This window comes from Gemmatimonas aurantiaca T-27 (assembly GCF_000010305.1).
Classification (GTDB): domain Bacteria; phylum Gemmatimonadota; class Gemmatimonadetes; order Gemmatimonadales; family Gemmatimonadaceae; genus Gemmatimonas; species Gemmatimonas aurantiaca.
Genome location: NC_012489.1, coordinates 4023741 through 4034780 on the forward strand (window position 1 = coordinate 4023741; position 11040 = coordinate 4034780).

10 protein-coding genes are annotated in these 11040 nt (G+C 61.6%); 3 read left to right on the plus strand and 7 right to left on the minus strand.

Annotated features, from left to right (window positions below; translation table 11 throughout):
- Positions 1-43 precede the first annotated feature (43 nt).
- From GAU_RS17425 to GAU_RS17435, 3 genes are all read right to left on the minus strand, one after another.
- A complete protein-coding gene (locus GAU_RS17425) occupies positions 44-673 on the minus strand; it encodes a Pr6Pr family membrane protein (RefSeq protein WP_015895225.1) in 630 nt (209 codons plus the stop codon).
- Positions 674-737: 64 nt separating this feature from the next.
- Entirely contained in the window at positions 738-1643 is a 906-nt protein-coding gene (locus tag GAU_RS21360) for an alpha/beta hydrolase (RefSeq protein ID WP_169307723.1), read from the minus strand.
- 103 nt (positions 1644-1746) lie between these two features.
- Positions 1747-2823, minus strand: a complete 1077-nt coding sequence (locus GAU_RS17435; RefSeq protein ID WP_052574521.1) for a serine hydrolase domain-containing protein — start codon at positions 2821-2823, stop codon at positions 1747-1749.
- A 117-nt stretch (positions 2824-2940) separates the two neighbouring features.
- On the opposite strand from GAU_RS17435, the gene GAU_RS17440 reads away from it, so the two are divergent.
- Together GAU_RS17440 and GAU_RS17450 are read left to right on the plus strand one after the other, a co-directional pair.
- Entirely contained in the window at positions 2941-4653 is a 1713-nt protein-coding gene (locus tag GAU_RS17440) for an FRG domain-containing protein (protein ID WP_015895228.1), read from the plus strand.
- A 567-nt stretch (positions 4654-5220) separates the two neighbouring features.
- Entirely contained in the window at positions 5221-6150 is a 930-nt protein-coding gene (locus tag GAU_RS17450) for a creatininase family protein (RefSeq protein WP_015895229.1), read from the plus strand.
- Between the two features lie 82 nt (positions 6151-6232).
- Here GAU_RS17450 and GAU_RS17455 read toward each other — a convergent pair whose 3' ends face one another.
- Positions 6233-6736 carry a cytochrome b562 gene (locus tag GAU_RS17455; protein WP_015895230.1) on the minus strand — a complete coding sequence of 168 codons (504 nt, stop codon included), beginning with the start codon at positions 6734-6736 and terminating at the stop codon, positions 6233-6235.
- 71 nt (positions 6737-6807) lie between these two features.
- Complete coding sequence (locus GAU_RS17460; protein ID WP_015895231.1) at positions 6808-7134, minus strand: YbjQ family protein; 327 nt, start codon at positions 7132-7134, stop codon at positions 6808-6810.
- Positions 7135-8000: 866 nt separating this feature from the next.
- Between GAU_RS17460 and GAU_RS17465 the strand changes: the two genes are divergently transcribed.
- Positions 8001-9044 (plus strand): hypothetical protein, encoded by a 1044-nt coding sequence (locus tag GAU_RS17465; protein WP_015895232.1) that lies wholly within the window; start codon positions 8001-8003, stop codon positions 9042-9044.
- Positions 9045-9086: 42 nt separating this feature from the next.
- On the opposite strand, the gene GAU_RS17470 is transcribed toward GAU_RS17465, so the two are convergent.
- Together GAU_RS17470 and GAU_RS17475 are read right to left on the minus strand one after the other, a co-directional pair.
- Positions 9087-10262, minus strand: coding sequence for a hypothetical protein (locus GAU_RS17470; protein ID WP_015895233.1), 1176 nt, complete (start codon positions 10260-10262; stop codon positions 9087-9089).
- Positions 10259-11035: a hypothetical protein gene (locus GAU_RS17475; protein WP_015895234.1), complete on the minus strand. Its 777-nt coding sequence runs from the start codon at positions 11033-11035 to the stop codon at positions 10259-10261. The genes GAU_RS17470 and GAU_RS17475 overlap by 4 nt, the downstream gene beginning before the upstream one ends.
- Positions 11036-11040: the final 5 nt, after the last annotated feature.

An 11040-nucleotide genomic window follows, 5' to 3' on the forward strand; every position in this document is an offset into this window, starting at 1 on the left:
CGTACGCCGTGTGCGGTTGGCGCTCCACGCAGAATGATGTGGATCAGGCAACAGGAGAAGCTGGCCTGTTGGCTCGCATCGCTGTCCATCGGAGCGCCCACCCCACCAAGACAAACGTGATCAGCATGCCCAGCACATAGAGCATGACCGTACCATAGCCGCCAACCAGCGCAGGGTTGAAGAATGGATAGGGATACCACCCGATCTGCGCGCCGCGCAGCAGCGTGTACACCACATACGCGAGTGGGAACGAAAAGAAGACCAGCAGGTCGCGTGACGTTGGCGATCGCGTTGGTGGGGTCAGCAGCCAGTCCATCACCATGACCACAGGCATCAGGTAGTGGTGCACCGTGTTGATCCACGGCAACAGCCCGCCCAGATCCACATTGCGCAACAGTGTCACGAAGACGAGGCCCACCACGGCCATGTACAGCGTCGCCGCGCCTCGTGCGCGGTCGTACCAGACAGACACCGCCTGCTGCCGCACGCCGAAGTACGCGGCAATCAGCAACACGCTCCCTGCGATCCCGTTGGCGAGAATTGTGAAATAGCTGAAAAAATTGAGAAGCGGGAAGCCGGCGTCGAAATGCCGCGTGAACTGGATCACGATGGCCGTCCACGTGAGAACGCCGAGCCCGAGCCGGGCCGCGATACCTGCGGGATGCGAGAGCATAGTCGGAGCCGGAGGGAGAGGATTCATCACGGGAACATGTGCATTGAGTGCTCAGTGGTGCTCGTTAGCCGCCACCCGGACCGAGAACCAACCCACGCAGAAAGGTACGCATGGACCCTTCCACAGCATCTGCATGGCGATAGTGGAGATAGTGTGTTGCTCCCGGCATCGTGATCACCACACCTTGGCGCATTTCGGTTTGAAAGCGCGTCATCTGTCGGGTTTCGTATTCTTGTTGTGCGGTCAGAACACGAAGAGCGGCAACACGATTGGGTTCATCAAAACCTGCAGCGCCGGGAAACAAATCCTGCAGTGATGCATGTGGGGCATAGATGGCCAGTGCCGGTGCTTTCACACGCGCGTACTCTGATCGATTCGTGCCTTCGTAGACGCGACCTGACTCGTTTGGCGCGGGGAGGAGCTCCAACCGTCCGGTGGGTCCGAATTGACAGACCGCACGTACGTCCGCTTCCACGGGCTCGTATTCGAAACGCCGCGGCCAATAGGCCATCACCGATTGCACCGACGCCGAATCAGCGCGTGTCATCGGTGGCGGTTCCGACTGTGCTGGATACGGCGGGAATTCGCCAGGCGCATCGCTGCCGTACGAATACGCCTCCAGGTAGACCAGCGCGATCACTCGATCAGGATACGCCACCGCAAAGTGACTGAGCTCATCGCCGGCGATCGAATGACCAACCAGCACCGCCCGTGAAATGCCGAGGCTGTCGAGCACGGACAGAATGTCATGTGACCGCGTGGCAGAGTCATAGCCGCTATCCGGGCGACTCGACGCACCAAAGCCACGCCGGGTAATAGCAATCGGCCGAAACGCGTCCCGAAAGCGAGCCGCAAAATGATCGAAGGCGTGGCCGGTATCGCCCAACCCGGCCAGGAAGACGATGGGCGTGCGCGTCGGGTCACCCCAATCCAGCACTTCGAGCTGCACGCGCGGCGCAACGAATACCATCGTGACACGATGCGATGCCGGATCCACCCACGGGCTGGATTGCGCCGGGGTACATGCCGCCAAAGCCATGCCAAGGGCCACCGACGCAAGCGACCGGTGTCGCCTAGTGCTGCGTGGCCGCGAGAATCCGCAGAAGAATCTGTTCCGAACGCCGCTGTCCATAACCTCGCCCATAGGCGCTGGACGTGATCGCAATGACAAGATCATGCGCAGGCACCAGGTAGATTTTGTTGCCGCCGTTGCCGGATGCAAAGTGCACCGTGATCGACTTGCCCCCGATCTCGTACGACTTCGAATACCACATATAGCCATACGCGTCGGCAAACGGATCGACGGCCGAGATCGCAACATGCGGCGCCAGCGCGTCCCGGACCAACGCACTGTCGATGACCTGACGGCCCGCCACACGACCGCCTCGCAGGAACAGCTCACCAATTCGGGTCATATCGCGAGTGGTCATGGAGAGATTGCCCTGCCCCACGCCTTCGCCCTTGGGACCGCGACGCCACGCGAACCTGTGGATACCCAGTGGGCCAAAGAGATGCTTGGCGGCGAAGTCCTGAAGCGACAGGTGCGAGGTATGTTCCACCATCGCCCCCGCCAGAAAGGCGGTAAACGACGAGTACACGTATCGCTCCCCGGGCGGCGACGTCATGGGCACCGTGCGGGCAAACGCGATCCAATCGACACTCTCGTCCATGCGGTCTTCGTTGCCGACGGACAACGAGTCTTCATCATCCGAATCGAGACCGGTGCGCATCGTGAGCACCTGGCGGACCGCGATAGGCGCCGTCGCGGAGATCATGCTGTCTGGGAGCAATTCGCTGATCGGCTGATCGAGGTTCTTGATCAGCCCCTGCTGCAGCGCAAGAAGGACCAGCGCGGAGGTGATGCTCTTCGTGGCCGACCGGATGTCGTGCAGCGACGTCGAGTCGTCACCGTTGAAGTACCGCTCTGCAACCGTGCAGCCGTGGCGCTGAACGACCACACCCTTGATGTTGCGCGTGGTATCACGGCCCAGATCTGTGAACAGGCTATCGATGACGGCCACCTCGACCGAATCGCCCGCCAGGGTCGGACAGCTCACGATCCCGGGCGTGCTTGATGGCGCACAGGCGGTGGAGGCGACGACGCACAGGAACAACAGCACGACGCGCTGGGCTGGAATGCGCAATTTCATATGGAAGAATGTTCGTCGTACACAACAGCTTGCTGGCGTGAGCTCGCCGGGCATTGGAAGTTCCAATCGCTCGCCGCATCACCCCGTGTCAACACGCGTCACCTGGCACACCCTCCCATGACCTCCAGCGCGCCGATCTTTCGTTCGCTCGAAGCCCTGCAACAGCACCTGGACACCCTGCCACCCCCGGCGCCGGGATGGCGGCGGGTCTACCGCGGGCAAACCAAGGACTATCCACAGATGATCCCGAGCGGCGTCCGACGTCGCACGCGGGAATACTGGAGCCTGTGGCATCGCCACGCCATGCTCGTCGCCCCGTTCGAGTCCGACCTGGCATTGGCCGAAGCGAAAGGTGTGCCATCGACACTCGACATGTTGTCGTACTGGGTTCACGCCATCGCGCAGCACTACGGTGGCGACTCGAACTACCTCGATGTTACCAGCGATATCCAGTCGGCGCTCTGGTTTGCGCTGTATCAGATGGTATCCAAGGAAGGGACCATCGTGCTGGGACCGGGAACAGCGCCCGATCCGGTGCATGATGTCCCGGTGAAACAGACCTTCTGGCGATACGAACGGTGGGAAGAACCCGCGTACCTCTATGTCTTCGATGTGCCGCCGTGGGACGGGAAGGGGCCGCTGGAACATGGCACCCTGATCGACGTCGCCGCACAGGCACCGCACCTTGTGAGCGACTCCACTCGCATGGCCGTGCAACGTGCATCGCTGCTGTATGCCGACAGTGATATCGGCGATCTCACGAGCTTCTACGTCACACCACCGTTGCGGGTGGCCTGGCCGATGGAAGGCGCGGAACGCCTCTCACACGGAACGCTGGAGATCTTCCCGCCGCCAACAGTCGATCCCTGGTATGAGATCTTCCTGCGTCAGCCCCTCACGATCGTGCCCACCGCCACCGATGCCGTGCGGTACGCGCATCCGATACCCGTGGCACTCTACCTGTACGACACGCCTGCGGAGCGCAACGATCTGATCGCGCGCCTGAACATGGAACAACCACCGCTGGCCTCACGTGGAATGCGTGAGATGATGGTTGATGGCGGAGCGGACGCCGGAACGCTGGCCCGTTTCGATGCTGCCACGGTCATCTACTGCGAAGCCGCACTCCAGGCACTGCTGCAGACCCGGCGAAGCAGCTCGTGGCACTCGGCATTGCTGATGTCCGACCTCCCGTCGAATGCCGACACACAACAACTCGGCAGCGACGAGTCCGCGGGGGCTGTCGACCTGATGAACGTCATCTTCGAGTTCAGTCCACTCGAATCGATTGCCGCGGCCAGTGCCTACAACACCAGCGCCGTCGACTACGTGCGCGCACTTTGGGTCGTCCGAAACGAGAACACCATACTGGTCGTGCCATTCATCCAACAGGCAGACGGTCCTGGCGTGACCACATCGCCGTTTCGTGTGGTCCAGGAGGCGAACGCTCCCGGTGGCATGGCGTTCTACGCCGGTGAGAACCCCATTCCTCACGAAGTCGCCGGCTTTCTCGTCGCACCCGTTCGCGCCGCCCTGTTCGCACTGCGCAGCCTTGCCCGCGGCGAGAAGATCCTGCCGAATGTGCTTGCGTCTTTCGATCCGGGGGAAGCCAACGGCAAGTTTCTGGCCGGTGTCGATGAAGCCACAACGACACTGTGCCTGGCGACCGTGCGCCCGTTCGATGTGCCGTTGTACGTGCTGAGGCAGGAAGGTGAGGTGTTCTTCGGCCCCGGGAAGAGCACCACACGGTTGTTCGTGGTGCCAGCGACGCAGCCGTTTGGGTCCATCCCCGTGAACGAACTACGCGAACGGGCGAAAGAAGCAAAGTGAAATGCCTGGTGTCGATGGGCGACGGTGCCGTTCAGCGACTCACAAACCCGACGGCGCGCCAGGTGTGGCAATCGATTCGCAACAGCTCGCTCGCGCGCGCGCCGTAGGCCTGCGCGGGTATTTCGTAGTCGCCAAGTCCGGGTATTGAGCGCACCAATCGCAGGTCAGCGCCAATTCGCGGATCGCGCAGTGGGCTCCGGCACACTCCCTCGGATGCTTCCACTCCAGTGGTCGGCGGAACGAACTGGTCGGGAGCATCAATGACCGGACGAACTCGTGCGGCCTGCGACAGGCCGTGCGCACGTGCGCAACCCGCCGTTGCCACCAGGACAAGGATCACAGAACTGGTGCGAAGCGCCATAAGAACAGGTCCGGTCGACACATGATAGTGATTACGCGATGCGCAGATTCTGACAAACGATGGCAGGGCAATACCCTCCCGACCATGGTCCGCTTGTATGAGTTGTGCTCGCGATGCGCCATCCGCCAACGAATGGCGGCCTTGCTCGCCATCGGCCAGATTCAAGGTGCAACGCCCCTCCCCCCTCCCCTCCGCTGGAGACGTAGATGAAGAGAATGCTGGTGGCCCTGTTGACCATGCCGCTGCTCGCGGCGAGTGCCTCAGCGCAGGCAGGAGCAGGTGGCGCGGGTGGTGGTGCCGGAGGAGCGGGCAACGCGCAGGCTGCGGCGGCACGGGCGGCCGCGGCCAACAAACCGCGCACCATCGAGGGCATCAACACGGTCTGGCTCGAGGAACTCACGCAGCCAGAATTCCGCGACATGCTCAAGGACGGCTACACCACCGTGCTGATCATGACGGGTGGCGTCGAAAACAACGACGGCAACCTCTCGATGAACAAGCACAACATCAACAACCGACTGCACGGCGAACTGCTGGCCCGGAAGATGGGCAAGACACTGGTCGCTCCGCTGGTCACACTGGAACCCGGCAATGCCGGCAATACCATTCAGCCCGGTCGTGCGGGCCCAATGATCTCGCAGGCCACGTTTATCTCGCTGCTGTACGACATGGGCAACTACCTGCGCAGCATGGGTTTCAAGGAGATCTACTACCTGGGTGACAGCGGCGGAAACATGCGCGGTCAGCAGGCGGCGGCGGATTCACTCACGAAGGTCTACGCCGACAGCCCGGACCGGGTCTACTTCAAGCACATCGCCGAGTACTACAACCACACCAGCGTCGTGCAGCCGTATATCCAAAACGAGCTCAAGATCCCCGAAGGGATCAAGATCGGGGCAAGCACGGGCACGAGCGGTCTGCACGAAGAACTGAGCATCGACGCCACCCTGGCGCTCGCTGACCCGGTGTCCATCCGCTACGAGCAGCGCAAGAAAGTTGGCCAGGACGAGATCAATGGCATCAAGTTCCAGTCACTCGCCTGGCTGCAGGACCTCGGCCGCAAGATCGCAGACTTGCGTGTGAAGACCACGCTCGACGCGATCAACGCCTACCGGGCGACGTTGCCGAAGCCGTGATCGCAATGACGTGGTAGACAAAACGCCCCACCGATATCGGCGGGGCGTTTTCATTTGGCGGGTGTCAAGCGAATGATATCGCTTACAGGCTTGGCGGAGGCCGGCGGATGCGGAACTCCCCATGCGAGCTGCGCTGCAGCCCGCGCATCTCTTCCACGATGGCGGCCGCTTCGGTGTTCTTTCCGCTGTGCAGCGCCGCATGCAGTTTGCCGGCCGTATCGATCAGCTTTTGGAGTCCGACTTTGTAGTCGGCCACGAACTTCGCCTGATCGGCTTCGGGCACCTGCGCCTTCTTTTCGGGCTCGAACGCCAGGGCTTCCTTGGCGTTGGTTTCGAAGATCGTGAGCTGCTCCATCGTGCTCGCGTTCTTGGTCGAATCCGCGATCTGCTGGCCGATGGTGCGGAAGGCGGCATTCATGGCCGCCATGTGCTTGCCAAGCGGCGTCTTGGGTTCGCTGGGCTGCTGGGCCTGGAGTGCACTGGTGGTGAGTGCGAGCGCCAGAACGGTGAGAGTGCTCAGGTGCCGGAAACGCAGAAGCATGGCGAGTGTGTGCAGTGTGAATCGGGTCCCGGTCGACAGCCCCATGATGCCGCCTGGATGCCCGCGTGTGGTGGTCTCCCTACCATGTTACGCCGCGGTGGCCGAAGCGGAAGCGGCTACCTCTCCGGGAGTGACACGACACGCACGGCAGTCCCATAACAGAGCACCTCGGTCGCGCCACTCATGATCTCGGTGGCGTCGTACCGTATGCCGATCACAGCATCGGCTTTGGCCATCAGGGCCTGCACGAGCATCGTGTCGAACGCCTGCTGGCGTGTGCGTTCGGCCAGCGTCGTAAAGAGGGAAATGTTGCCACCGAAGATGGTCTGGATGCCGGCACCGAACGTGCCGATCAGCGACCGCGAGCGCACCACAACCCCGCGCACAACGCCCAACGATGCCACGATCCGGTAACCGGGCAGGTCGAAGGCCGTGGTGGTCATGTCGTACGGGAAGTCGGATGCCTGAGAATGGATGATGTCCGTCATGGCTCTATTCTACTGCCCATCCTGGGTTCTCGGCGGCGAAAGCGTACGACGCCGCCATGATGGGACGAAAGGCAACAACCTGAGCGTCAGAGGCAATCGGACGGGGTCGGCTTGCGGACCATGCGAATCCGATCGACTTGCATCTCGTAGGAAGCGCCTCCGGTGAAAGCGCTCATCCACGGCCCTCGAAGGGTACCCTCCCATTCCACGTAGTACGTGGAGACATAGTACGCGGAGGAGGAGTCTGGCTTCGGCCACGGTGGGCTGCTGTCCCGCGCGACCCTCCTCTCCGGCGCCAACGATCAGTGTATCGAAGCGGAGATAGCACCCGAGCTTCCGATCACCGGTGCAAACGAAGGACACCGCCTGCTGTCCTTCCGGAAGATCCGCGAGAACGTACCGGCCGACACTGTCGGGACTGGTACAAACAGTGCCTTTCCCGTGGGGAGGACTGAGGTCCACCTCGCGACAGATCTTTGTTCTGACGATCGGCCGCCTCGTAGACGAATCGAGGACGACACCACTGACTCGCGCCGTACCGCGCGGCCACACCGGCTGCGCGGGTAGCGCAGCGGCGCTGAACATCGCGAGGACGGCCACGATGCAACAGATGAGACTGCTCAACTGGAAGTTGATTGTCATGAGTACTGAATCTCGGCTCTCTCCTCCACCAATCTATCGCCGAACCGTGACGTGGAGATCAGATTGCCATTGTCGATGCGCATGTTTCCTGGAAGACGCCAGGCACTGTGCGAGTCGTTGAGCGCCCTCGGAACCGCCGGGCACGTCGCGATATCACCAGATGACTGGAACCAGCAACAATGGCGATCCCCACGCTCGCATACTGGCAGCGCAAAACGAGCAGTGTTCTCCACTCTCGCAACAATCCACTCATCACGGACATCGACACGCTGCTGACCGCATTCCACTCCAATGGGAAGTCCGATACCCAGAAGCAGAAAATTCTGATCCTGATGCTGTACATCTGCACCGAATGGCTCGTGACCAAGAGCAAGAACAATTGGCGCCGCCGGTATGTCAGTGATCTGATTGGCGAGATCGAGACTGAACTGCGCACCCCGGCGATGGTGAATGCGGTCCAGAGTCGGGTTGGTGCTGCCGACCTGACCATGAAGGAGAACCCAATCGAGATGCTCCAGCCGAAAGATCGCAGTACGAAGTACGGTCTGGCCGGCCAAACGAGCTTCCACCGCATCAATGCACACACCGCTGAGACATTCGTCAATGACTATCAGAGGAGAGGCAACCTGACGGGATATTCAGCCCAACTGCAGAACATCGTTCCTGCCGACTACGTCGACGGGCTCAAGATTCTTGCCGTGGGAAATGCCGAGGCGCTCCACGACATGAGACGCAATCTGGCCTATCTCTCCAAGGCCGATCGGCAACAGCGTCAATTGTCTCTTGGAGACAATGACTGCTTTTACCTTCACGGTGATCCCTCACCTTACACCAGCCCGGCAGATATCCCCGACCTGTGCGTGATCGACACCATGGAGTTGATATACGTCTCCAGCATCAAGGCGGCGGGGAAGTTTCATCATTCATCATTCTTCTCCGGAAAACCGGTCCTCTTCGCCGGAGAGCTTCGTTTGAAGCACGGCGTTATCAACTATATCAACAGCATGAGCGGGCACTATCTGCCCTCCACACAAGACTTGTTGCGGGCAGTGACCCTCTTGCGGGACAAGTACGGTTGCGACCTGACACGAATGAGAGTCGAAGATGGGGCGACTAACACGAAATGGGCATCCGCGATCGAATTCCTGCAGCGGCAAGGTGTACCCGTCCCGAAAGCCAGACCTGTCATCAATAAGGTAGTACTGGATGGCGACCCCATTTGATCACGCCGAGTGAGCGGCATGCGATTCCTGCGATCAGTGTAGTCAACCGACGGCAGGAATCGCGATACGCAGGGTGGCGACATGATGCGCCGCGCTGCGCGCCCCGCACATCGGCGACAAAGGCCCCCCCAATGCAATGACACGACCATCCGGCGTTCTGGTGGAAGTCCACTGAGGCGCCGGCGCAGCAAAATGTTCGAGATTGGTGGGCGACCTTTCGCCCCCCGTGAGCCGTTGCATCCCGTTGCCCCAGGGATACCGCCGGCCATCAGTGCCACGCGCCGCACACTCGAGGGTATCGGCGTCCGGAAGTGAGACGGCCGCGCCAGTCACCTGTGCGAGGCCGCTGCAAAGCGCGTCGGCATGAACAGACGTAAGCAGCAACGGCGGGTCAGTCATGAGATCCAGACGGCGCTCCATCTCCGAGTCGAGTTCATCGTTCGGCGGTGCCGTCACACCGCACATCTCAACATCAACAGTGCGCAGCGGACGCCGCGTGATGAATACGCCGCGAGGGAGCAACCAATCGCGAACAGCCTCGGTGTCCGAACCGGCGCGCACATCTCCACCAAGCAGGAACTGACCCGAAGCGATCCAGACCAGTTCGATGTCGCTACCGGCAATGAACGGACGATCCTCACGCACATCGACACCAGCCGGCAGCAGCTCGGGCAGCACATCGCGGAGGGGCGCAGGCATGACCAGCGCGTGCAGCAGCAATTGAATCCTGGTCGTCGGACGTGCCGCGTCACGTCGCACGAGGGCAGCCAGCTCGTGCTGCAGCATTGGGAAATCCGGCAGAGTGCGCGCCAGCGCCTCATCGGCCAGTGCCCCTGCACCGAGCAACGTAGCAGCCAGAAATCGCAGACCCGTCAGGAACTGGATGTCCGTCTCATCGAGCCCGTACTGGCCAACGTATGGCAAGGCGGTGTCGCGTATGGCCGAACGGAGCGTGGTGGCGTGAAGTCGGGTGGCGACAATGATCGCACTCACGCGCACTTCCCAGTCGCTGTCATCCAGTGCGGTGCGCAGAACCTCGAGAATACCCGGTGTGGGCGCGTCGTACTCGTGGCCGATCCATCGCACCACCTGCCGACGAAGGGTAGCGTCACCGAGATCCGGAAACAGTATGGATCGCCCTGGGTTGGCCAGTCGTGCATCGCGCAATCGCGTCGCGATGCGAGCAAGCCACTCTTCTGGCGATGCCTGCGTCGTCACGCGTTTGCCACCAGTGCGTGCAGCTCGTCGCCGACTTCCGCCACCGGAATGCCACCGATGGTGGCGTACACCGCACGGGCCGCCCAAAGGAGTGCCGGCCAGTCCAGTGTTCCCGTGTCGAGTTTTATGGGGAAGCCATGCACAAAGTCGAGCCAGGCCATCTCCACATCTTCGTACGGAGCACGCGATTCGATGGCCGCGGCGATATGCAGCGCGAACCCTTGCACATTGAAACCGAACGTCGCCCCTGGTGTGAAGGTCGGCAGTGCAGCCAGCCCAAACACCGACGGCACCAACGACACCTGCCGACACGCGGCAGCCGCGAGTGCGATCGTCTGTTGTTCGGACTCAGAAAACTGGCCTAGCGAGGCAACGAGCGTCGGCAGCCATGCGATCTCGGCCGCCTGCTGTTCAGTCGGCGCATCGGAACCTGCACATTGGGCGGCATTGAGGTACGAGAGCGCCCAGAGCGCATCGAGACACTGTTGTCGTGCTGGCACCGGCATCAATTCCTGAATGACACCCGGCAGCAGCGGAGCAACCTGGTCCAGAAGCACCTGAGCCGTCGCCGAGCCGGACAACACCGTCACGGCTGCCACGGCGCGGCCGGGGGCGCCGAGGTTTGCTCCACCGGTGTCAGGAGCACGGACGGCACGAATGCGATCGGCAAGATCGTCGAAGAACTCGAGGTTCTCGATCTCCTCGGGCGTGGCTTCCTGCAGCAGGACAGCCCACGAGGCCCGATCGTTTCCGTCCTGCGAACCTCTGTTCATGTCAC

Excerpts from the sequence above, each read along its gene's own strand:
- GAU_RS17425 (WP_015895225.1), bottom strand. The coding sequence starts at position 673 with ATGCTCTCGCATCCCGCAGGTATCGCGGCCCGGCTCGGGCTCGGCGTT.
- GAU_RS17435 (WP_052574521.1), bottom strand. The coding sequence starts at position 2,823 with ATGAAATTGCGCATTCCAGCCCAGCGCGTCGTGCTGTTGTTCCTGTGC.
- GAU_RS17460 (WP_015895231.1), bottom strand. The coding sequence starts at position 7,134 with ATGACCACCACGGCCTTCGACCTGCCCGGTTACCGGATCGTGGCATCG.
- GAU_RS17455 (WP_015895230.1), bottom strand. The coding sequence starts at position 6,736 with ATGGGGCTGTCGACCGGGACCCGATTCACACTGCACACACTCGCCATG.
- GAU_RS17465 (WP_015895232.1), top strand. The coding sequence starts at position 8,001 with ATGGCGATCCCCACGCTCGCATACTGGCAGCGCAAAACGAGCAGTGTT.
- GAU_RS17440 (WP_015895228.1), top strand. The coding sequence starts at position 2,941 with ATGACCTCCAGCGCGCCGATCTTTCGTTCGCTCGAAGCCCTGCAACAG.
- GAU_RS17475 (WP_015895234.1), bottom strand. The coding sequence starts at position 11,035 with ATGAACAGAGGTTCGCAGGACGGAAACGATCGGGCCTCGTGGGCTGTC.
- GAU_RS21360 (WP_169307723.1), bottom strand. The coding sequence starts at position 1,643 with ATGGTATTCGTTGCGCCGCGCGTGCAGCTCGAAGTGCTGGATTGGGGT.
- GAU_RS17450 (WP_015895229.1), top strand. The coding sequence starts at position 5,221 with ATGAAGAGAATGCTGGTGGCCCTGTTGACCATGCCGCTGCTCGCGGCG.